Below are 19,776 nucleotides of genomic sequence, written 5' to 3'. Positions count from 1 at the left end.
GGTCAGAGCTTCCCGAACACCGCTTCGTAGCCCGCGGTATCGCCGCGGGCGAGGAAGCCGGCCTGCTCGATCCAGCGATCGCGGTGGATGCGGCCCTGGAAGGTGCCGAGCTCGGCGTCGAGCGCGGCGGCCTGTTCGGGAGTCAGCGCGGCGATCTGCGCGAAGCTGGTGACGCCGAGCGCGTTGAGGCGTTCGGCCAGCTTGGGCCCAACGCCCTTCATCCGCGTGAAATCGTCGGCACCGGCCGGTGCGGATTCGGGCTCCGAGGCCGCGAGCGAGGCGGGCGAGGCATCGAGCGGCGCAGCAGCGGCGATCGGCTCGTCGACCAGCGGCGCGGGCTCGGGAGCCGGTTCGGCAGGCGGCGGTGCCGCGATTACCGGCGCGTCGGCGATCGGCGGAGGCGCGGGTGCCGCCGGCGGCGCGACCGGTTGCCGCACCGAAGTCTCCGACTCGCGGAGTTCGCCGCGCGCGTCCAGCGCCTCGCGCGCCTGCTGCCGACGCTTCGCCAGCCTCGTGCCCCAGGCGAGGATGAACAGCGCGAACAACACGCCGAGGCCGATCAGCACGAAGGATGCCGTGAGCCATACCGGGCCGCCGTCGATGATCGGGCCCCCCGTCTGCCAAGCCGTATCGTTCATTCAACTCGCTCCCGACATCACGCAGTCACTCGCATCCCAATTGCATAGCGCCGGATTCCCCAGCGTCCAGCGAGGCAATCGTCAGGCGCCCCAACGAAAAGGGCCGGAGGATCGCTCCTCCGGCCCTTTCTTGTGCCTGGCGCGGAAGCCTCAGTGCGTTCCGGGCACTTCGGGCTTGAGTTCCTCATAAGCCTCGTGCTCGGCGACCTCGATGATCCCGCGGCCGACATGGCTCTTGCGGCGGCTATAGGCGAAATAGACCACCAGCCCGACCACTGCCCAGCCGAAGAAGAGCGTGATGGTCGTCGTCGACAGGCTGAAGAACAAATAGATGCAGCCGATGATCGCCACCGGCGCCGTCAGCATGATCGCCGGAGTGCGGAACGGCCGGACGCGCGTCGGATCCGTACGGCGCAGCACCAGCACCGCGATCGAGACCGCCGCAAACGCGAACAATGTTCCCGAATTCGAAACGTCTGCGAGCAGCCCGACCGGGAAGAAAGCGGCGAACAAAGTAACGAAGATGCCGGTGATGATGGTGATGACGTGGGGCGTGTGGAACTTCGGATGGACCCTGGAGAAGAATTCCGGGAGCAGCCCGTCGCGGCTCATCACGAAGAACACGCGGGTCTGGCCGAACATCATCATCAGGATGACCGAAGGCAGCGCGATGATCGCCGCAGCGCCGACCAGCCAGCCGATAAAGGGGTAGCCGATCGACTTGAGCGTCCAGGCCAGCGCTTCCTTCGAGCAGACCACGGCGGAATCCTGAACCGCCGCGCAGGCCTGCGACAAAGCAGGGGTACCCGGCGAAAGCACTTCGCCGGCCGGGCCGAACATCGGCTGCGCGCCGACCGTGCCGATGACGCCCGCTGCGACGAGCAGATAGAAGATCGTGCAGACCGCGAGGCTGCCGATCAGGCCGATCGGCATGTTGCGCTGCGGGTTCTTGGTTTCCTCGGCCGCGGTCGAGACTGCGTCGAAGCCGACATAGGCAAAGAAGATCGACGCCGCGGCGCCCGAGATGCCGGCAAAGCCGAGCGGCGCGAAGGGCGTGAACTGACCGGTCTTGATCACGGGGATGGTCAAGATGACGAACATCCCCAGTGCCAGGATCTTGACCCCGACCAGCACGGCATTGACCGTCGCGCTCTCCTTGGTGCCCTTGACCAGGAGCGCCGTGACCAGCGCCGCGATGACCATCGCCGGCACGTTGATCATCCCGCCGTCGAAAGGTCCGCGGACCAGATCGAGCGGCACGGATATGTTGAAACTGGTATTGAGCCAGCCGATGAAATAGCCCGACCAGCCGACCGAGACGGCGCCCGCGGCGATCGCATATTCGAGGATCAGCGCCCAGCCGACCATCCACGCCACCAGCTCGCCCATCACGGCGTAGCTATAGGTATAGGCGGAGCCCGAGACCGGCACCATCGCCGCCATTTCCGCATAGCACAAAGCGGCGACGGCGCAGACCGCGCCGGCGATCACGAACGAGAGCATCATGCCGGGGCCGGCCTTCTGCGTCGCCTCAGCGGTGAGAACGAAGATGCCGGTGCCGATCACCGCGCCGATGCCGAGCATCGTGAGCTGGAAGGCGCCGAGCGATCTATGGAGCGATTTCTTCTCTGCCGTCGCCAGAATGGCGTCGAGTGGTTTTACGCGCCCGAATATCATTGAGTGGTCCCCTTCGCGGCGCAATCTCCGCGCCGCCCCGAATTTGAAAGGCGCGAGCCTAGCCGCAAAAGCCGCGTGCGCAATCCCTTAGTGCAGCGGCTCAGCGCGCGAGCATCGGCCCCAGCGGGCGCCCGGCGAAGATATGGACGTGGAGGTGCGGCACTTCCTGATGCGCGTCCTGCCCGATATTGGCGAGCAGCCGGTAGCCCGGCGCCACCATCCCCGCCGCGCGCGCGACATGGCCCACTGCGCGGACGAAACCAGCGATCTCGGCGTCCGGGGCCTTGGCCGCGAAATCGTCCCAGCTGACATAAGGGCCCTTGGGGATCACGAGGATGTGCTGCGGCGCCTGCGGATTGATGTCGTGGAAGGCGAGGGCGAAATCGTCCTCATAGACCCTGTTCGACGGAATCTCGCCGCGCAGGATCTTCGCGAAGATGTTCTGGTCGTCATAGGGCAGAGTGGCGTCAATCGGCATTTCGGCTCGCCTTTTCATCGATGCCCGACACGCCTTCGCGGCGGGCGAGCTCGGCGCGGACGTCGTCGAGGCTGAGCCCCGCATCGGCGAGCAGCACCGCGAGGTGGAAGATCAGGTCGGCGGCCTCGCTGACGATTCCCGCCTTGTCGTCGGTGACGGCGGCGATCACCGTCTCGACGGCTTCCTCGCCCAGTTTCTGCGCGATCTTGGCGCGGCCCCGGGCGGTCAGCCGGGCGACATAGGAGCTGTCCGGATCGCCGCCGCGGCGTTCGCGGATCACGGCTTCGAGCGCGTCGAAAGTATCTGCCATGCCGCTCCGGCTGCGGGACCGACGCGCCTCTGTCAATCCTTCGGCGCTTTGCCGCGGAAGCGCGCGCGCAGCCGATTGCGCACGAACCAGACGGCGAAGGCGGCGCAGGCGAACAATGCCAGGTCCGAAAGCTCGGGCATCGAGCGGCTGCCCGCGACGCCGCTGTGCGGGGCAGCGGCGAAAGCGGGAGTGGCGATCAGCAGGACGAATGCGATGCGGAGCATGGGGCGAGTATAGGACGGGCGAGTTGGAGAAGCGTTAAATCCGCTACTTGCGCACCGGGATCCCCGCCGCTGCCAGCGCGGCATGCGCCTCGGCGATGGTCGCCTCGCCGAAGTGGAAGATCGATGCGGCGAGGACTGCCGAGGCATGGCCATCGCGAATGCCTTCGACGAGATGCCGGAGATTGCCGACGCCGCCGCTCGCCACCACCGGCACCGTCACCTGGTCGGCAATCGCGCGGATCAGTTCGAGGTCATAGCCGTCGCGGGTGCCGTCGCGGTCCATCGAAGTGACGAGCAACTCGCCGGCGCCGAGTTCGGCCAGCCGCAGCGCATGCTCGATTGCGTCGATCCCGGTTTCGCGGCGCCCGCCATGGGTGAATACTTCCCATCGCTCGCCCACGCGTCGGGCATCGACCGAGGCGACGACGCATTGCGAGCCCATGCGATCGGCGATCTCGGCGACCACTTCGGGGCGCGAGACAGCGGCCGAATTGACCGCGACCTTGTCGGCGCCCGCGAGCAGCAGCGCGCGCGCATCCTCGACATTGCGCACCCCGCCGCCGACGGTGAGCGGCATGAAGCAAACCTCGGCGGTGCGGCGGACGACGTCGACCATCGTGCCGCGGCCCTCATGGCTCGCGCCGATATCGAGGAAGCAGAGCTCGTCCGCGCCGGCGGCGTCATAGGCGCGCGCCTGCTCGACCGGATCGCCGGCATCGATCAAATCGACGAAGTTGACGCCCTTCACGACACGGCCGTTCGCCACGTCGAGACAGGGGATCACGCGCGCGCGGACGGTCATCTGGGGAGGACTCCAAGTCCGTTCGTTTCGAGCGCAGTCGAGAAACCGAAACCGGGGGAGATGTGACCGTTTCTCGACTTCGCTCGAAACGAACGGGAGGAGAGCGAAGTCATCCCTTGGCCACCTCGATCGCCCAGGCGAGATCGAGCCGGCCATCGTACAGCGCCCGCCCGGTGATCACGCCCTCGACACCGTCCGCGACATGGCCCTTGAGCGCGTGGATGTCGCCGATGTCGGTCACGCCGCCGCTGGCGATCACGGGAATCGTCACCGCGCGGGCGAGTGCTACCGTCGCCTCGACATTGCAGCCCTTGAGCAGTCCGTCGCGGCCGACATCGGTGAACAGCAGGGCCGCCACGCCGGCATCCTCGAAGCGGCTGGCGAGATCGACCACCGACACGTCGGACACATCGGCCCAGCCGCGCGTCGCGACCAGCCCGTCGCGCGCATCGACGGCGACGACGATCCGGCCGGGATTGTCACGCGCCGCTTCGCCGACCAGATCGGGATTCTCCAGCGCAGCGGTGCCGATCACCACGCGTTCGACGCCGAGATCGAGCCAGCGCTCGATCGATTCGCGATTGCGGATGCCGCCACCCAATTGGACCTTGCCGCCGAAGCGCCCGAGGATCGACGCAACCGCCGCGCCATTCACCGATTCGCCCGCGAACGCGCCGTCGAGATCGACGACGTGGAGCCATTCGGCGCCGGCAGCCATGAAGATCTCGGCCTGCGCGGCGGGATCGTCGCCATAGACGGTGGCGCGGTCCATATCGCCCTCGGCGAGGCGGACGACTTGCCCGGCCTTGAGATCGATGGCGGGGAAGACGATCAGGCCAGAACTTACGGCGCCCATGTGAGGAACCTCTCCAGCAGCGCGATGCCGTAGCGCTGGCTCTTTTCGGGATGGAACTGGACGCCGACGAAATTGTCGCGGCCGATTGCGGCGGTTACCGTGCCGCCATGCTCGGTGGTCGCCAGCACCGAATCGCCATCGAAGGCGAAGCTGTGCAGGAAATAGGCCTCGCCGGCTTCGATCAGTGGATGATCGGCGGCGGGGATCACATCGTTCCAGCCCATGTGCGGGACGCGGACGTCGGAAGAGGGGAGCAGGGGGCGAACCACCCCGGGGATCCAGCCGAGCCCCTGGTGGACGCCATGTTCCTCGCCGGTATCGGCCATCAGCTGCATGCCGACGCAGACACCGAGAAACGGCGCACCGTCGTGCCGGACGCGACGGTCCAGCGCTTCCACCATGCCCGGGATCGCGCGCAATCCTGCGGCGCAGGCAGCGAAGGCGCCGACGCCGGGCAACACGATACGATCGGCCTGCGCCACCGCATCGGGATCGGCGGTGATGACGAGTCCTTCGGCGCCCGCCGCCTTCAACGCATTATGGACCGAATGGAGATTGCCCGCGCCATAGTCGATCAGCGCGACGCTCACGGCAGCAGCGACTCCAGCCCCGGCGCCGCCATGCTCGGGGTGAACTCGACGAAGTCGTTCGTCGCCACGCCCGCCAGCCGGTACGGATCCTGCGCGGCCCACGCCTCGACGTCGCTGCGTTCGCCGCGTGCGATCAGCACGCCGCCGGTCTCGGGCTGGCGTCCGGCGGTGATCAGCCGGCCCTCGGCCAGCGCCTCGCGCAGCCACGCGACATGCGCGTCGCGGTGCGGCGTCACGTCGCCGGTGTAGCGGAGCAGGACGATGATCATCAGAGAAAGCCCTTGGTGCTGGGAATCGCGTCCGCCTTGCGCGGATCGATCTCGACTGCCTCGCGCAGCGCCCTGGCGAGGCCCTTGAACGCCGCCTCGGCGATATGGTGGTTGTTGGTGCCGTACAGCGTCTCGACGTGCAGCGTCACGCCCGCGGTCTGGGCGAAGCTGTGGAACCAGTGTTCGAACATCTCGGTGTCCATCTCGCCGAGTCGCTTCTGGCTGAACTCGGTCTTCCAGACGAGGAAGGGCCGGCCCGAGATGTCGATCGCGACCCGCGCCAGCGTCTCGTCCATCGGCGAAAGCGCATCGGCGTAGCGGCGGATGCCCTTCTTGTCGCCGAGCGCCTTGGCCACCGCCTCGCCGATCGCGAGCCCGGTATCCTCCACGGTGTGGTGCTGGTCGATGTGCAGGTCGCCCACCGTCTTCACGTCCATGTCGATCAGCGAATGGCGGCTGAGCTGCTCGAGCATGTGATCGAAAAAGCCGATGCCGGTCGAAACCGCATAGGCGCCGGTGCCGTCGAGGTTGACGGTGACCTCGACCGAGGTCTCGCTCGTCTTGCGGCTGATCGTGGCGATACGCATCGCGCCCCCATAGCGCCCGCTCGGCCCCAAGCAAAATAGCCTTGCTTGGGGCCAAGCAGCATACGCTTGACCCGTGGGCTCCACGCGCTACCCAAGGCCTATGACCGGTACCGTGCCTGACAGCCTGATTCCCTATGACGAGATCGTCCAGGAGGCGCTTCGCGCCGTGGTCGGCCGTGTGCTTGGGACGGTTGCCGCGACTCAGGCGCTCCCCGGCGCGCACCATTTCTACATCACGTTCAAGACGCACGCGCCCGGCGTCGACATCCCGCAGCGGCTGATCGAGCGTTTTCCGGACGAGATGACGATCGTCCTCCAGCATCGCTTCTGGGACCTCAAGGTCGACGACGAGAAATTCTCGGTCGGGCTGAGCTTCAATCAGGTGCCGGCGATCCTCAACATCCCCTTCTCGGCAATCACCGGTTTCCACGATCCCGCGGTCAATTTCGAGCTCCGCTTCCAGGCGCAGGACGTGCCCGAGGGCCCCGAGCCGCACGAAGAGGCCGAGAATGACGGCCCGACCGTGACGCCCGCGGACGACGGATCGAACGTCGTCTCGGTGGACTTCAAGCGGAAGAAGTAAACTGTCCGGATACACCGGGACGGTTTTTGCTGAACATCGTTCTACCTCGTCACCCCGGCCGAAGTGCCGGGGTCCACTGCGCCGCTGGTCGAATCCCTTGAGCCTCTTGCTTTTCCTTCGCCGATCCGTGGACCCCGGCACTTCGGCCGGGGTGACGGTTGGGGCGCTTGTCGAACCGTAGCACTTGCCTCTAGAGCGCCCGAAAAGGCCACTGGAGGTTTACTTTGTCCGCGACCCGCACTGAAACCGATTCGATCGGCGCCATCGAAGTTCCCGCCGATTGCTATTGGGGCGCCCAGACCCAGCGCTCGATCGAGAATTTCCCGTTCGGGCCGATGGAGCGCATGCCCCTGGGCATCGTCCATGCGCAAGCCATCGTGAAGCAGGCCGCGGCGCGGGTGAACCGCAAGCACGGCCTTGACGCGAAGATCGTCGATGCGATCGAGGCCGCGGCGCAGGAGATCGTCGCGGGCAAGCTCGACGATCAGTTCCCGCTGGTGATCTGGCAGACCGGCAGCGGCACCCAGACCAACATGAACGTCAACGAGGTGATCGCCGGCCGCGCCAACGAAGTGCTGACCGGCAGCAAGGGCGGCAAGAGCCCGGTGCACCCCAACGACCATGTCAACATGAGCCAGTCCTCGAACGACAGCTTCCCGACCGCGCTGCATGTCGCGACGGCGATCGCCACGCGTGACGTGCTGGTCCCTGCGCTCGAGCAATTGACCGCGTCGCTGGCCGCCAAGGCCGAAGCCTGGGATCATATCGTCAAGATCGGCCGCACCCACACCCAGGACGCGACGCCGCTGACGCTCGGTCAGGAATTCTCGGGCTATGCCGCGCAGCTCATCAGCTGCAAGGCGCGGATCGAAGGCGCGCTGAACGGCAATATCCGCAAGCTCGCGATCGGCGGCACTGCGGTCGGCACCGGGCTCAACGCGCCCGAGGGCTGGGCCGAGGACATGGCCGCGGCGATCAGCGACATCGCTGGCACCGCGTTCGAGCCCGCACCCAACAAGTTCGAGCAGCTCGCCGCCAAGGACGGGCTCGTCTTCTTCTCGGGCGCGCTCAACACGCTGGCGGTGGCGCTCAACAAGATCGCCAACGACATCCGCTTCCTCGGCTCGGGCCCGCGCTCAGGGCTGGGCGAGCTGTCGCTGCCCGCCAACGAGCCCGGCAGCTCGATCATGCCCGGCAAGGTCAACCCGACCCAGTGCGAATCGCTGACGATGGTCGCGGCGCAAGTGATCGGCAACCACCAGGCAGTCACCGTCGGCGGGATGCAGGGCCATTTCGAGCTCAACGTGTTCATGCCGCTGATCGGCGCGAACGTGCTGCGCTCGATCCATTTGCTCGCCGTGGGCATGACCAGCTTCGCCGAACGCTGCGTCGACGGCACTGAGGCGAACGAGAAGCAGATCGCCGATCTGGTCGGCCGCTCGCTGATGCTGGTGACCGCGCTGGCGCCGGTGATCGGTTATGACAATTCGGCCAAGATCGCGAAATACGCCCATGAGAAAGGCCTGACGCTCAAGGAGAGCGGGCTCGCGCTGGGCCTGGTCGACGAGGCGACGTTCGACCAATATGTCCGCCCCGAGACGATGGTCGGCCGCTGATCCATTCCTCCCCGAGCCAAATCCGGGGAGGAACCTGGAAGCGTTTCAACCGCTTACCCCTCGACTCATGTAAGCGAGGGAGTATCCGATGATCGGTGACGCAATTGCAGGCTGGATCGGCAACAGGATCGACCGCCGCGACGGCAAGGGCGGCACGCTCGGCGCGATCGCAGGCGTGCTCACCTGGAAGGCGACCAAGCGGATCGTGCCCGCCGCGCTGGTGCTCGGCGCGGTGGCATATGGCGCCTACAAGCTGTCGCAGGGCTCGAACCCGCCCGTCTAGGCCGGTGCTCCGACGTGACGCTCTGACTTGACGGGGGGCGAGTCCGCACGCCAGTAGCGCCCATGCCCCATCGCACCGAGAACGATCCGCACAAATTCCGCCGTCGCGGCGTCCTCTTCGTCCTTTCGTCGCCTTCGGGTGCGGGCAAGTCGACGATCGCCCGGAAGCTGCTCGCGGCGGATCCGTTCCTCGAAATGTCGGTGTCGTACACCACGCGGCCGATGCGCCCGGGCGAAGTCGACGGCGTCGACTATCATTTCGTCGACCTCGAGAAGTTCCGCGAGATGGTCGCCAACAACGAATTTCTGGAATGGGCGCACGTCTTCGACCAGCGCTACGGCACGCCGCGCGAAGGCGTGAACAAGATCCTCGCCGCGGGCCGCGACGTGCTGTTCGACATCGACTGGCAGGGCGCGCAGCAATTGTTCCAGCTCGCCGGCGGCGACGTCGTCCGCGCCTTCATCCTGCCGCCGTCGCTCAAGGAACTGCACGAGCGCCTGATCCGCCGCGCGACCGATTCGGTCGAGGTGATCGACGCCCGCATGGCCCGCGCCACCGCCGAGGTCAGCCACTGGGACGGCTATGATTATGTGCTGGTCAACGACGACGTGGAGGAGTGCTTCGAGTCGGTGCACACCATCGTCAAGGCAGAGCGGCTGCGGCGCTCGCGGCAGACGGGGCTGATCGGGTTCATCCGCGGGCTGAACAAGTAGCGCAAGGAACCTTGGGTTTCGTGACCGGTTACCTCCCGACAACGATGGGAGGACGTGACATGGCGGACGACAAGACGACCGTAGTCGAAAGCGGCGGCGGTGCGGGCACCGTGATTGCCGTGGTGGTCGGCATCATTGCGATCCTGGTGGTGGCCTATTTCCTGTTCGGGCAGGGACTGCTCAACGGCGGCACCAAGAAGGTCGACGCCGACGTCAAGGTCGAAACGCCGAAGTAAGCGCTAGAGCAGGTCGAGGAACCGCGCGCCGGCTTCGAAATCGGCGCGGTGCGCATCCCGCGCCCGCGTCGCGAGGTCGTCCTCGCCCCATTGCTCGGCCTGCCAGTCCTCGTCGATCTGGGCCGCGCGCCACACCGTCTCGCGGTCGGCAGCGCCTTCGAGTAGCGCCAGCGCGGCGATCAGCGACCCGCTGACTGTCACCAGCGGTGAAAGCCCCGCCAGCCGGAACGGATCGAGCGCAGCCACCGCCTCGCTGAGCCGGGCCACGGTCGCCTCGGGCTGGGCGCGGTGCATCACGCCGGTGGTCGGCTCGAAATGTACGTCGTAGCGCCCGCGCGCCCACTCCAGCAGCGGGTCCCACGCCGCTTCCTGGCGCGCGACCAGCTCGGGCGGGTCCTCGGCGCGGTAATAAAGCAGGTCGCTCTCGCCATAGGCCGCGAGCCCCGCGGCGAAGGCGGCGGGATCGGCGGCGATCCGGTCGATCGCGGCGTTGGCCAGCCCGGTCAGCGGCATCGCGCGCGGATCGATCGTCTCGCCCACCGTGCGCCATTCCGCGGCCACCGCCTCGGCCAATTGCGGCGTCGGCAACGCGAGCGGCGCGCGGCCGGGCGTGCGCACCGGCTTGCCGTCGAGCGCGATGCCGTTGCCGGGCTCGACCGTCACGTCCTTCCAGAATCGCCTCACGGCTGCTCCGGCTTCGGGGTCCGCCAGCGGCGCGCCATCGCGCGCGGCACCACGGCCATGAAGTAGAGCGAGGAAAGCAGGGTCGCGCCGCCGAGCACGCTGCCTCCCCAGCTGTTCGAGCGCCCGGCGACGAGCAGCCCGAGCACGGCGCCCGCAGTCGCGAGCAAATTGACTCCGACGATCATGTAATAGCGCTTCTGCGCAAGGCGGTCGGCATCGGTCATAGGGCCTCCAGATGCGCGGGCAGCGCGGCCGCATGATCGACGACATGGCCGGCGCCCGCCTGCAGCAATTCATGCATGGTGTGGTAGCCCCATGCAACACCTACTGCATGCGCACCCGCCGCGCGCGCCATCAGGATGTCGAAGCTGGTGTCGCCGATCATCGCGGTGGTTTCCGGCGAAGCGCCCGCCTCGGCCATCGCCGTCTCGATCATCGACGGGTGCGGCTTGGAGGGGTGGCGATCGGCGGTTTGGAGCGTGACGAAGCGATCGTAGAGGCCGTGATGCTCGAGGATGTGCCTGAGCCCGCGATCGGACTTGCCGGTGGCGACGCCGAGCAGCCAGCCATTGGCGTCCAACGTCTCGATCGCGTCGGCGACGCCGTCGAACAGCGGCTCGGGATCGAGCGCACCGCTCGCTCGCATCGCGAAGAAGGCGCGCTTGTAATCCTCGGCCATCGCCTCGTGCTGCCGCGCCTCGGCCTCGGGCAGCAACTGGGCGATCGCCGGCACCAGGCTCAGCCCGACGATCCGCCGGATCGCCTCGCGCGGCGGCGGATCGAGCCGCGACGTGGCGAAGCATTCCTCCATCGCCCGGCAGATATTGGCCTGGCTGTCGACGAGCGTGCCGTCGCAATCGAAGAGCGCGAGGCGGTTCACGGGTTCCGCATCCAGTGCGCGATGGCGCGGCGGCCCTGCGCGTCGAGCGCGTCGGCGGCGGCGAGGCGGGCGGTCTCGGGCTTGTTCTGGCCGAGCTTCCGGGTGCCGCGCCACGCCTGCACCTCGAGCCGGAAGCCGATGATCGCGCCGAGCATCTTCTCGATCAGCGCAGGATCGACCTTGGCGCGCGTCCATTCGGGCTTGGGCGCGAGCCGAGCCTCCTGCTCGTGACTGAGCGCGTCGACCTGCGCGACCAGCGCGTCGCAGTCCATCTTCACCAGCCGGCCTTCGAGTTCGACGGCGACATAATTCCAGGTCGGCACCTGATCGGGGCCGAGACCGTACCAGTCGGGGCTGACATAGGCGTCGGGCCCATGCGCAGTGAACAGCCCGGTCGCGCCGTCGAGGTGGCGGGCGATGCCATTGCCGCGCGCGACGTGGAGGCCGAGGGTCGCATCGTCGAGCCATACCACCGGCACATGCGCGACGCGCGGCCCGTCGGGCGTGGCGGTGAACAGGCTGCCGAAGCCGAGCTGCGCGACGAAGCCCCGCATCGCCTCGCGGTCCTCCCAGCGAAAAGCCGGATTGGGGTGCATGTCAGTCCTTCTGGCCGCGGCCGCGCCGCTCGCCCCGCCGTTCCTTGCGCACCGACTTGGCATGCGCCCGCGCGAGGCCCTTTTTCTGCTCGCGGCTGAGGGGAGGGCGATCGTCGAGCGCGTCGGTGTTGCCCAGCGCCAGGTCGAAGCCGAGCGTGTGCATCGATTCGGCAAAATGCTTCGGCAGCTCGGCAGTGACGTCGATCTTGCCCTCATCCGGGTGATCGATCCGGATGCGCCGAGCGTGCAGATGCATCTTTCGCGAGATGCCGCCGCTCAGGAACGCTTCCTGCAGCCCGTATTTGCCGTCGCCGACGATCGGATGGCCGATCGCCGCCATGTGGACGCGCAATTGGTGGGTGCGCCCGGTGAGCGGCTGGAGCTCGACCCAGGCGGTGCGGTTGCCCGCCTGCTCGATCACGCGGTAGCGGGTGCGGCTGGGCGCGCCTTCCTTCATGTCGACCTGCATCTTCTCGCCGCCGGTGCCCGGCTGCTTGCCGATCGGCAGCTCGATCAGCCCGTCCTCGATCTCGGGCACGCCCATGACGAGCGCCCAATAGAGCTTCTTCGCGCTGCGGCCCGAGAAATGCTTGGAGAAAAAGGCGGCGGCGCGGCTGGTGCGCGCCAGCAGCAATGCGCCGCTGGTGTCCTTGTCGAGCCGGTGGACCAATTTGGGGCGCCCCTCGGCCTCGAACTGGAGCGCGTCGAGCAGCCCGTCGACATGCTCGAAGGTCTTGGTGCCGCCCTGCGTCGCGAGGCCCGGCGGCTTGTTGAGCACGATCGCCTGCGAATCCTTGTGGATCACCATCTCGCGCGCGAAGGCGATCTGGTCGTCGCTGAGCGGCGGGCGGTTCGATTTGGGCTTCGCCGCGCTCGCCTTGACCGGCTCGGCCGGGGGCACGCGGATCATCTGGCCGGTGGCGACGCGGTCGCTCGGGTCGGCGCGCGCGCCGTCGACGCGGAGCTGGCCGGTGCGGGCCCAGCGCGAGACGATGTTGAAGCTGGTGTCGGGCAGATGCCGCTTGAACCAGCGATCGAGCCGGATCCCGTCGTCATCGGCGGCGACCACGAACTGGCGGACGTCGGTGCTCATGCCACTGCCCTCGCGATGCCGAGTCCCAGTGCTAGCGCCGCGACCGCGCCGATCACCGAGGCGAGGACATAGCCGAGGCCCATCGCCCAATCGCCGCGCTGAAGCATGTTCATCACGTCGAGCGAGAATGCCGAGAAGGTCGTGAAGCCGCCGAGCACGCCGACCCCGAGCAGCAGCCGCCATTGCTCGCCATTCTCGCCGAACCGGACGAGGCCGCCGGCGAGCAGGCCCATGGCGAGTCCGCCGAGCAGGTTCACGGCGAGCGTGCCCCAGGGATAGTTCGGGCCGAGCAGGCTGAGCGTCGCACGGCCGACGAGATGTCGGCCGCCGGCGCCGAACGCGCCGCCGAGCATGACGAGGAGAAGAGAAGGCATGATGCGCCGGTAGCGCGGAATGCCCGTCAGGGGAACCGCGCTGTTCGCGCGCGGCGTTTCAGACCCCGTTATTGGCGACCAGGTCCACGTCGGTGCCGCCGTCCTTGCGGGGGGTCATGAACAATACATAGGCGCCGTCGTCGCGTGCGCGCGCGCCGCCGAGGATGTGCTGTGCGCCGTCCACCTGATGCTCGGCGCTGTACCCGGCGCGGACTGCCTTGGTGTAATACCAGTCGAGCAGGATCTGCATCGGCTGCGCGGCGGAGAAGCTGACGACGCGCAGCGCGCAATTTCCCGGGGCGCCCGCAGCCTCGGTCACGCGTGCCTGCGGATAGAGCGGCAGGTCGGCCGGAAGGCGCTGCGCCCAGCTCGCCGAATATTTGAGCGAGCCTGCACAGGCTTTGGTCCGCGCGTTGGTCTGGCGCGCGGCGATCCCGGCGAGCGTCACCGATTCGCGGGCCGCGGCGCACTGGGGGCATTCCTTGCCGCTGACCGGGGCAGGGGTCTTGAGCAGCCCGGCAGTGTCGACCTTGCTGCCGTTGGCGGCGACCGCGTCGTCGGGAACGCCGCCCGAATAAGGCTGGCTGGGCGGACGGATCGCGTCGCCGTTGGCCTGACCGCCGAGCTGCGGATCGACCATGATCTGGTCCTGCAATGCGCCGGTCAGCGCCGGATCGGCGGCATTGCCCAGTTCGGCATCGCTCAGCGTATTGTTGGCCATGTCCGCGCCACCACAGCCGGCAAGCGCCAGCGGCAGGAAGACGAACAGGATGAAACCGATGGTGCGGAACATTGCGAAAAGGCGCTCCTTTGGGCGTCCTCGTCATGCCGCAGCAAGGTTAAGGAAAGCTTGGGAAAGCGGCGCGATGCGCTTTAGCTTGCCAACACACCTGGCCGTCCCCATGTTCGCGGCATGCTGAACCTCGTCTCCATCCTGATCGGCCTGTTCGCGATGCTCTTCGCGCTGGTCGGCGTGATTCCGTTCCCGCTGGTGCCGATGCTGAACTGGATCGCCTTCCCGATCGCGCTCGTCGGCGCGGTGATCGGCATGCTCTCCAGCCACAATACGGGCAGGAACCTCAATCTGCTGGTGCTGCTGATCAGCGGCGTGCGGCTCTTCCTCACCGGCGGCCTGATCTAGGAACGCACGGTTCCCGAAGCGGTCATCCGCTTTCGACCCAGGTGCGGACGTTGCCTTATCCTCCCCCGCCAGGGGGAGGTGGCGCCGAAGGCGTCGGAGGGGGAGGTGGGCGACGTAACTTCAGCTAGAGCGACCTGCTTCCGCCCCCTCCGTCATGCTGCGCATGCCACCTCCCCCTGGCGGGGGAGGATTGAGAAGCAAACGTCCGCAATCCACTTCCTGACCGGCGGCTCTTGCAATGTAGGATTTCGTCTGCTTGCCTCGGGCGGTCGGCCTTGCCGGCCGCTCTTTGACATTGCCGGCAGTGATACCCGCGAGAAAGCGTTTTTCGCCTAACCTTTACTAACCTTTCGCGCTGCCCGCCCTTGTCCGCCGCAACGAAAAGGGCCCGGTGCCGAAGCACCGAGCCCTCTCCTGCCTGCGTGGCAAAGGCGTTAGCGGCAGCGGACCTGGCCGCGATCGACCGACGAGCCCAGCGCAGCGCCGGCGGCTGCGCCGAGCAGCGTGCCGAGCGTGGCATTGCGGCCGTTCGACAGCGCGTTGCCGAGGAAACCGCCGGCGACGCCGCCGACGATCAGGCCGGTCGTGCCGTCCGAGCGGCGGCAATAATAACGGCCGTCGTTACCGCGATAGATCCGGTCGTTCCGGCTCAGGCGGCGCTCCTGATAATAGCGGCCGTCGCGATAATATTGATCGGCATAATAAGCGTTCGTGCCGCGGGGCAGGCGGTTATAGTCGTAGTTGCGATATTGGCGCCAATCGCGGCTGTCGCGGCGATATTCGCGCTGCGCCTGCCGCATTTCCCGGCGGCATTCGCGCATCTCGCGATCATATTCGCGGCGGCTGTCGGCACGGCGCAGCTCGCGGTTGCAGTCGCGCTGCACGTCGCGCACGTTTTCGCGATATTCCTGGCGGGGCGTCTGCGCCATGGCCGGAACGGCCGGAAGCGCGACGGCGGCAATGGCCGCTGCAAAAAGAACACGCATGGTTCGGCTCTCCTGTTTTTATCTAATTATGGTGCCGAACCAACGTGCCGACCTGCAGGCGAGTTGCGTGAACGCAAAACTACCTCGCGTTCATGTCAGGGCCATGTGGCGCCCCGCTCAGAAACGCCGCGCGCCCGGATAGGCGAAAAGCAGGTCGCTTCCCGTTTCGGCATGGAGGTCGCATTCACCCTCCAGCGTCACGCATTCCCCGGCGTGAAACGCGACTCCGTCGACCACACCTTCGCCCGCGAGCGGAATCAGCCAGCCGGTAACGCCCGCGGGCAGGGTGAAGACGCGGCGCCCGCCTTGCCAGCGCTCGAGCACGAATTTGGGCCCTTCGACCAGTATCTCGCGGTCGTCCGCGACCTTGCCCGGCATCGGATGCGGCACATAGGGCACCGGGTCCGATACGGCGACGCCGTCCTCCAGATGCAGCTCGCGCGGGCGGCCATAATCGTAGAGCCGATAGGTCGTCTCGCTGTTCTGCTGCACTTCGACCAGCGTGATCCCCGCGCCGATCGCGTGGACCGTGCCCGACGCAGAATAGAAGAAGTCGCCCGCCTTGACCGGCTTCCAGTCGAGCAGGTCCTCGATCGATCCGTCGAGCGCCGCGGCGCGCAGCGTCTCGCGGTCGACCGGCTCCTTCGTCCCCAGCGCGATCGTCGAATCGGGTTCGGCGTCGAGGATCACCCAGCATTCGTCCTTGCCGCGCGGCAATCCGCGTGCGCGCGCCTGTTCGTCGTTCGGGTGGACCTGCACAGACAATTTCTCGCTGGTGAAGAGATATTTGATCAGCAGGTCGGGCGCGGCGTTGCCGGGCGTCTGGAACCAGATCTCGCCCACTGGCTCCTGATCGGGCGCCGGATCGGCGAAGCCCGGCCACAAAGTGTGGCGTCCCCAGGGCTTTTCAACACGGTGCGTGGCGAGAAGCGTCGCAGTCACTCAATTTCCTTCCCGATACTCGGATGCGCAATGACCAGCGCAACGCGCCCATGCGGGAGAAGGTCCCGCGAAAAAAGCGCCCGCCGCACCGGCCGCCGCGGCCTATGACACAATCGCGCCGCGAAAAGGATTGTTTGACGCCCCACCGCTCGGCTAAGACCCCCATATATGCGTACTCCCCTTGCTCGCGCGTTCGCGCTCGCCCTCGTTCCGGTGCTTGCCTTCTCGGTCGCAGGCTGCGCCAAGCGGGGCGCGAAGACCGACCTTCCCTATGTCGCGCGCGACGTCGGCACGCTCTATTCGGCGGGCAAGCAGCGGCTCGATCAGCGCCAGTACAAGCTCGCCGCCGCATTGTTCGACGAAGTCGAGCGCCAGCATCCCTATTCGGTCTGGGCGCGCCGCGCGCAGCTGATGGGCGCGTTCAGCTATTATCTGAACCAGGATTATTCGGAGTCGATCGCTTCGGCGCAGCGCTTCCTCGCGGTCCATCCGGGCAATCGCGACGCGCCTTATGCCTATTATCTGATCGGTCTCAGCTATTACGAGCAGATCGCCGACGTCACGCGCGACCAGAAGATCACCCAGCAGGCGCTCGATTCGCTCGGTGAGCTGACCCGCCGCTATCCCAATACCCGCTATGCCGCCGATGCGCGCCTCAAGATGGATCTCGTCCGCGATCACCTTGCGGGCAAGGAAATGGAGATCGGCCGCTTCTACGAAGGCCGCGGCCAATGGCTCGCCGCGACGACGCGCTTCCGCAACGTCGTCGACAATTACCAGATGACCACGCACGTGCCCGAGGCGCTGCTGCGGCTGACCGAGGCGTATCTTGCGCTCGGCGTGCCGATGGAAGCGCAGAAGGCCGCGGCGGTGCTCGGTGCCAATTATCCGGGTACCGACTGGTACAAGCGCGCGTATGACCTGATGCAGAAGAATCAGGACAAGCTCGCCAAGGCGCAGAATCCCGCCGCGAGCTGATGCCCGCGGCGGCTTCCGTTCTTCCTCCGTTCCTGCAATAAGGCGCCGCGCATGCTGACGGCGCTTTCCATCCGCGATGTCGTCCTGATCGAGGCGCTGGACCTGGAGTTCGGCATCGGTCTGGGCGTGCTGACCGGCGAGACCGGCGCAGGGAAATCGATCCTGCTCGATGCATTGGGGCTCGCGCTCGGCGCGCGCGGCGAGAGCGGGCTGGTGCGCCAGGGGGCGACGCAGGCGGTCGTCACCGCCAGCTTCGAGACTCCGCTGCCGGGCGGCGCGATCGCCAATGCGATGGCGCAGAACGGGCTCGATCTGGAGCCGGGAGAGCCGTTGCTCGTGCGCCGCATCGTCAAGTCCGACGGCGGCAGCCGCGCCTTCGTCAACGATCAGCCCGCCTCTGCCGGGCTGCTTCGCGAGCTCGCGCCGCATCTGGTCGAGATCCACGGCCAGCACGACGATCGCGGCCTGCTCAATCCGCGCGGCCACCGGACCTTGCTCGACAGCTTCGGGCGGCTCGACATCGGTCCCGTCGCCGTGGCGCACCGTACGTGGCGCGAGGCGGAGGACGCCCTTGCCGTCGCGCGGGCCGAGCAAGACCTCGCCGAGCGCGACCGCGAATGGCTCGATCACGCCGTAACCGAGCTCCGCGCGCTTGCTCCTGAAGTGGGCGAGGAAGAGCAGCTCGCCGGGCGTCGCGCGACGATGCAGCGCGGCGAGAAGGTCGCGGGCGAGCTTCAGACGATCGCGCAATTGCTCGAAGGATCCGAGGGTGGGCTCAGCCAGCTCCGCCAGGCCGCGCGTGTGCTCGAACGGATCGCCGAGAGCCATGATGCGCTCGGCGAGGCGCTCGCCGCGATCGATCGCGCGATCACCGAGGGTGCGGAGGCGCAGGAACGGATCGATATCGCCGCCGAGGCGCTGGCCTTCGATCCCGCTGCGCTGGAGGCCGACGAAGCCCGATTGTTCGAGCTGCGTGGCATCGCACGCAAGCATCGCGTCCAGCCAGACGAGTTGCCGGCGCTGCTGGAGGAACTGGCCGCACGGCTCGAACGCGTCGAGAGCGGTGGTGCCGGTATCGCCCGGCTCGAACTCGCGGTGGAGGAGGCGCATCGCACTTATCGCGACGCCGCGCGGGCGCTGTCGGCTGCGCGGGCCGAGGCGGCGGCGCGTCTCGATGCTGCAGTCGAAACCGAGCTCAAGCCCCTGAAGCTCGACACTGCGCGCTTCCGCACCGTGGTCGAGCAGCTCGACGCGCCGCAATGGTCGACCGCCGGCATGGACCGTGTCGAGTTCGAGGTCTCGACCAACCCCGGCGCGCCCTTCGCGCCGCTGATCAAGATCGCCAGCGGCGGCGAACTGTCGCGCTTCATCCTCGCATTGAAGGTCGCGCTCGCCGAAGAGGGTGGCGCGGCGACGCTGATCTTCGACGAGATCGATCGCGGCGTCGGCGGCGCGGTCGCGAGCGCGATCGGCGAGCGGCTCGCGCGACTCTCGTCGAGCGCGCAGGTCCTCGTCGTGACGCACAGCCCGCAGGTGGCGGCGCGGGGGGCGCGGCATCTGCTGATCGCCAAGAGCCATGACGGCTTCGTCACGCGGACCGATGTCACGCCGCTCGATGCTACGCAGCGCCGCGAGGAGATCGCGCGGATGCTCTCGGGCGCCGAGATCACGCCTGAAGCCCGCGCCCAGGCGGAGCGTCTGCTCGCCGCCTGAGCGGAGTGAACCTGAACGCTCCTTTCGCACCTGTGACAAAATGCGACACAAAAAGCCGGGCGGTGGGACACTCCCGCGACAGGGGCATTTCATAACGCTCTTCGACCGCAGCCGCGGTCCTGTTGCAAAAGGAGAGTAACATGAAGAAATTCTCGCTCGTTCTTGCCGGCCTCGGCATTGCCGCCGCTTCTGTCCCCGGCGCTGCCATTGCGGCGCCTGCGCCGCATTTCGCGAGCTATCAGGGTGGCTGGCAGAGCATCAATGCGCGCCAGGCGAAGCTCGACGCCCGCATCAATCAGGGCATCCGTTCGGGTTCGCTCACCCGCGCCGAGGCCGTCCGGCTCCGTGCGCAGCTCCGCGATCTAGGTCGCCTCGAGGCGCGCTATCGTGCGACCCGCCCCGGCCTGACGCTCGCCGAGCGCCGCGACCTTGATCGCCGCTTCGATGCGCTCTCGGCGCGGATCCGCATCGAGAAACATGATCGCCAGGGATATCGCGGCCGATAAGCGGCTTTGGCCGAAAGACCA

28 protein-coding genes are annotated in these 19,776 nt (G+C 67.3%); 9 read left to right on the top strand and 19 right to left on the bottom strand.

What is annotated here, in order from left to right:
• Window positions 1-2: 2 nt before the first annotated feature.
• The 10 genes from BR78_RS0111995 to hisB form a co-directional block, all read right to left on the bottom strand.
• Complete coding sequence (locus BR78_RS0111995; protein WP_025560143.1) at window positions 3-638, bottom strand: hypothetical protein; 636 nt, start codon at window positions 636-638, stop codon at window positions 3-5.
• A gap of 150 nt (window positions 639-788) precedes the next feature.
• Window positions 789-2,315 (bottom strand): amino acid permease, encoded by a 1,527-nt coding sequence (locus BR78_RS0111990; RefSeq protein WP_025560145.1) that lies wholly within the window; start codon window positions 2,313-2,315, stop codon window positions 789-791.
• A gap of 100 nt (window positions 2,316-2,415) precedes the next feature.
• Window positions 2,416-2,793 carry a histidine triad nucleotide-binding protein gene (locus tag BR78_RS0111985; RefSeq protein WP_025560146.1) on the bottom strand — a complete coding sequence of 126 codons (378 nt, stop codon included), beginning with the start codon at window positions 2,791-2,793 and terminating at the stop codon, window positions 2,416-2,418.
• Window positions 2,783-3,103: a phosphoribosyl-ATP diphosphatase gene (locus BR78_RS0111980; RefSeq protein WP_025560147.1), complete on the bottom strand. Its 321-nt coding sequence runs from the start codon at window positions 3,101-3,103 to the stop codon at window positions 2,783-2,785. The genes BR78_RS0111985 and BR78_RS0111980 overlap by 11 nt, the downstream gene beginning before the upstream one ends.
• Window positions 3,104-3,135: 32 nt before the next feature.
• Window positions 3,136-3,327 (bottom strand): hypothetical protein, encoded by a 192-nt coding sequence (locus BR78_RS0111975; RefSeq protein ID WP_025560148.1) that lies wholly within the window; start codon window positions 3,325-3,327, stop codon window positions 3,136-3,138.
• A gap of 43 nt (window positions 3,328-3,370) precedes the next feature.
• Complete coding sequence (hisF, locus tag BR78_RS0111970; protein WP_025560150.1) at window positions 3,371-4,129, bottom strand: imidazole glycerol phosphate synthase subunit HisF; 759 nt, start codon at window positions 4,127-4,129, stop codon at window positions 3,371-3,373.
• Window positions 4,130-4,238: 109 nt separating this feature from the next.
• The gene (gene hisA / locus BR78_RS0111965) at window positions 4,239-4,985 is read right to left on the bottom strand and encodes a 1-(5-phosphoribosyl)-5-[(5-phosphoribosylamino)methylideneamino]imidazole-4-carboxamide isomerase (protein ID WP_029725102.1); all 747 of its coding nucleotides are present in this window, start codon (window positions 4,983-4,985) and stop codon (window positions 4,239-4,241) included.
• The gene (gene hisH, locus BR78_RS0111960; protein WP_025560152.1) at window positions 4,973-5,575 is read right to left on the bottom strand and encodes an imidazole glycerol phosphate synthase subunit HisH; all 603 of its coding nucleotides are present in this window, start codon (window positions 5,573-5,575) and stop codon (window positions 4,973-4,975) included. The genes hisA and hisH overlap by 13 nt, the downstream gene beginning before the upstream one ends.
• Window positions 5,572-5,844, bottom strand: a complete 273-nt coding sequence (locus tag BR78_RS0111955; RefSeq protein ID WP_025560153.1) for a YciI family protein — start codon at window positions 5,842-5,844, stop codon at window positions 5,572-5,574. The genes hisH and BR78_RS0111955 overlap by 4 nt, the downstream gene beginning before the upstream one ends.
• Window positions 5,844-6,431, bottom strand: a complete 588-nt coding sequence (gene hisB / locus BR78_RS0111950; RefSeq protein ID WP_025560155.1) for an imidazoleglycerol-phosphate dehydratase HisB — start codon at window positions 6,429-6,431, stop codon at window positions 5,844-5,846. The genes BR78_RS0111955 and hisB overlap by 1 nt, the downstream gene beginning before the upstream one ends.
• 100 nt (window positions 6,432-6,531) lie before the next feature.
• Here hisB and BR78_RS0111945 point away from each other — a divergent pair, with 100 nt between their 5' ends.
• The 5 genes from BR78_RS0111945 (at window position 6,532) to BR78_RS21745 (ending at window position 9,862) form a co-directional block, all read left to right on the top strand.
• The gene (locus tag BR78_RS0111945; RefSeq protein ID WP_025495413.1) at window positions 6,532-7,014 is read left to right on the top strand and encodes an SspB family protein; all 483 of its coding nucleotides are present in this window, start codon (window positions 6,532-6,534) and stop codon (window positions 7,012-7,014) included.
• Between the two features lie 224 nt (window positions 7,015-7,238).
• A complete protein-coding gene (fumC, locus tag BR78_RS0111940; RefSeq protein WP_025560156.1) occupies window positions 7,239-8,630 on the top strand; it encodes a class II fumarate hydratase in 1,392 nt (463 codons plus the stop codon).
• Window positions 8,631-8,718: 88 nt separating this feature from the next.
• Window positions 8,719-8,913: a hypothetical protein gene (locus BR78_RS20520; RefSeq protein ID WP_025495418.1), complete on the top strand. Its 195-nt coding sequence runs from the start codon at window positions 8,719-8,721 to the stop codon at window positions 8,911-8,913.
• 62 nt (window positions 8,914-8,975) lie between these two features.
• Window positions 8,976-9,626: a guanylate kinase gene (gene gmk / locus BR78_RS0111930; RefSeq protein WP_029724736.1), complete on the top strand. Its 651-nt coding sequence runs from the start codon at window positions 8,976-8,978 to the stop codon at window positions 9,624-9,626.
• A 59-nt stretch (window positions 9,627-9,685) separates the two neighbouring features.
• Window positions 9,686-9,862 (top strand): hypothetical protein, encoded by a 177-nt coding sequence (locus BR78_RS21745; protein ID WP_156022308.1) that lies wholly within the window; start codon window positions 9,686-9,688, stop codon window positions 9,860-9,862.
• A 3-nt stretch (window positions 9,863-9,865) separates the two neighbouring features.
• Here the strand turns inward: BR78_RS21745 and BR78_RS0111920 are convergent, their stop codons facing one another.
• The 7 genes from BR78_RS0111920 to BR78_RS0111890 are packed head-to-tail and all read right to left on the bottom strand — an operon-like array spanning window position 9,866 to window position 14,282.
• On the bottom strand, window positions 9,866-10,546 hold the full coding sequence (locus BR78_RS0111920) for an ATP12 family chaperone protein (RefSeq protein WP_029936536.1): 681 nt from the start codon (window positions 10,544-10,546) through the stop codon (window positions 9,866-9,868).
• The gene (locus BR78_RS0111915) at window positions 10,543-10,770 is read right to left on the bottom strand and encodes a hypothetical protein (RefSeq protein ID WP_025560158.1); all 228 of its coding nucleotides are present in this window, start codon (window positions 10,768-10,770) and stop codon (window positions 10,543-10,545) included. Before BR78_RS0111915 ends, BR78_RS0111920 begins: the two co-directional genes overlap by 4 nt.
• Window positions 10,767-11,426, bottom strand: a complete 660-nt coding sequence (locus BR78_RS0111910; RefSeq protein WP_025560159.1) for an HAD-IA family hydrolase — start codon at window positions 11,424-11,426, stop codon at window positions 10,767-10,769. Before BR78_RS0111910 ends, BR78_RS0111915 begins: the two co-directional genes overlap by 4 nt.
• Window positions 11,423-12,022, bottom strand: coding sequence for an FMN-binding negative transcriptional regulator (locus tag BR78_RS0111905; protein WP_029936535.1), 600 nt, complete (start codon window positions 12,020-12,022; stop codon window positions 11,423-11,425). Before BR78_RS0111905 ends, BR78_RS0111910 begins: the two co-directional genes overlap by 4 nt.
• 1 nt (window position 12,023) lies before the next feature.
• Window positions 12,024-13,115 carry an RluA family pseudouridine synthase gene (locus BR78_RS0111900; RefSeq protein ID WP_025560161.1) on the bottom strand — a complete coding sequence of 364 codons (1,092 nt, stop codon included), beginning with the start codon at window positions 13,113-13,115 and terminating at the stop codon, window positions 12,024-12,026.
• Window positions 13,112-13,489, bottom strand: a complete 378-nt coding sequence (gene crcB, locus BR78_RS0111895; RefSeq protein WP_025560162.1) for a fluoride efflux transporter CrcB — start codon at window positions 13,487-13,489, stop codon at window positions 13,112-13,114. The genes BR78_RS0111900 and crcB overlap by 4 nt, the downstream gene beginning before the upstream one ends.
• Window positions 13,490-13,547: 58 nt before the next feature.
• The gene (locus BR78_RS0111890) at window positions 13,548-14,282 is read right to left on the bottom strand and encodes a hypothetical protein (protein WP_025560163.1); all 735 of its coding nucleotides are present in this window, start codon (window positions 14,280-14,282) and stop codon (window positions 13,548-13,550) included.
• A 120-nt stretch (window positions 14,283-14,402) separates the two neighbouring features.
• Between BR78_RS0111890 and BR78_RS0111885 the strand changes: the two genes are divergently transcribed.
• Entirely contained in the window at window positions 14,403-14,630 is a 228-nt protein-coding gene (locus BR78_RS0111885) for a hypothetical protein (RefSeq protein ID WP_025560164.1), read from the top strand.
• A 434-nt stretch (window positions 14,631-15,064) separates the two neighbouring features.
• Here BR78_RS0111885 and BR78_RS0111880 read toward each other — a convergent pair whose 3' ends face one another.
• The gene (locus BR78_RS0111880; RefSeq protein WP_029724570.1) at window positions 15,065-15,616 is read right to left on the bottom strand and encodes a glycine zipper 2TM domain-containing protein; all 552 of its coding nucleotides are present in this window, start codon (window positions 15,614-15,616) and stop codon (window positions 15,065-15,067) included.
• Between the two features lie 117 nt (window positions 15,617-15,733).
• The gene (locus BR78_RS0111875) at window positions 15,734-16,558 is read right to left on the bottom strand and encodes a class I mannose-6-phosphate isomerase (protein WP_025560166.1); all 825 of its coding nucleotides are present in this window, start codon (window positions 16,556-16,558) and stop codon (window positions 15,734-15,736) included.
• A gap of 168 nt (window positions 16,559-16,726) precedes the next feature.
• Between BR78_RS0111875 and BR78_RS0111870 the strand changes: the two genes are divergently transcribed.
• The 3 genes from BR78_RS0111870 (at window position 16,727) to BR78_RS0111860 (ending at window position 19,755) form a co-directional block, all read left to right on the top strand.
• Entirely contained in the window at window positions 16,727-17,536 is an 810-nt protein-coding gene (locus BR78_RS0111870) for an outer membrane protein assembly factor BamD (RefSeq protein WP_025560167.1), read from the top strand.
• Window positions 17,537-17,587: 51 nt separating this feature from the next.
• On the top strand, window positions 17,588-19,249 hold the full coding sequence (recN, locus tag BR78_RS0111865; protein WP_025560168.1) for a DNA repair protein RecN: 1,662 nt from the start codon (window positions 17,588-17,590) through the stop codon (window positions 19,247-19,249).
• Window positions 19,250-19,389: 140 nt separating this feature from the next.
• On the top strand, window positions 19,390-19,755 hold the full coding sequence (locus BR78_RS0111860) for a hypothetical protein (RefSeq protein ID WP_025560169.1): 366 nt from the start codon (window positions 19,390-19,392) through the stop codon (window positions 19,753-19,755).
• Window positions 19,756-19,776: the final 21 nt, after the last annotated feature.

It is taken from the genome of Sphingomonas sp. UNC305MFCol5.2 (genome assembly GCF_000712135.1).
Taxonomy (GTDB): domain Bacteria; phylum Pseudomonadota; class Alphaproteobacteria; order Sphingomonadales; family Sphingomonadaceae; genus Sphingomonas.
Note: the sequence above shows the minus strand (reverse complement) of the source record. Positions and strands in the feature narration are given on the sequence as shown.